General features: G+C 67.2%; 1 protein-coding gene. It reads right to left on the bottom strand.

Annotated features, from left to right (window positions below; translation table 11 throughout):
* On the bottom strand, positions 1 to 348 hold a 348-nt coding region (locus EJ063_RS20815; RefSeq protein WP_126576091.1), incomplete at both ends, for an aminotransferase class V-fold PLP-dependent enzyme.

Here is a 348-nt window from a genome sequence, read left to right as displayed (position 1 = left end):
GCAGCGAGGGCTTTCCGGCTGGCGCAGACGACGGACAGGCCGGTCGGCAGCATCAGGCCTTTCTGAGACCCGGCGATGGCCAGATCGACGCCCCATTCGTCCATGCGGAATTCGATGCAGGCGATGGAACTGATCCCGTCGACCATCAGCAGGGCCGGGTGGCCGGCGGCATCCAGGATGCGGCGGACGCCCGCGACGTTGGACGCGACACCGGTCGCGGTCTCGTTCTGACAGACCAGAACGGCCTTGATTCCGGCCGCGTCCGGTTGGGTCAGGCGTTCTTCCAGGCGCTCCAGCGGGAAGGCCTCGCCCCATTGCGTCTCCCATTCCTCGGTCTCGAAACCCAGG

The organism is Vibrio aquaticus, assembly GCF_003970385.1.
GTDB classification, from domain to species: Bacteria; Pseudomonadota; Gammaproteobacteria; order Enterobacterales; family Vibrionaceae; genus Vibrio; species Vibrio aquaticus.
Note: the sequence above shows the minus strand (reverse complement) of the source record. Positions and strands in the feature narration are given on the sequence as shown.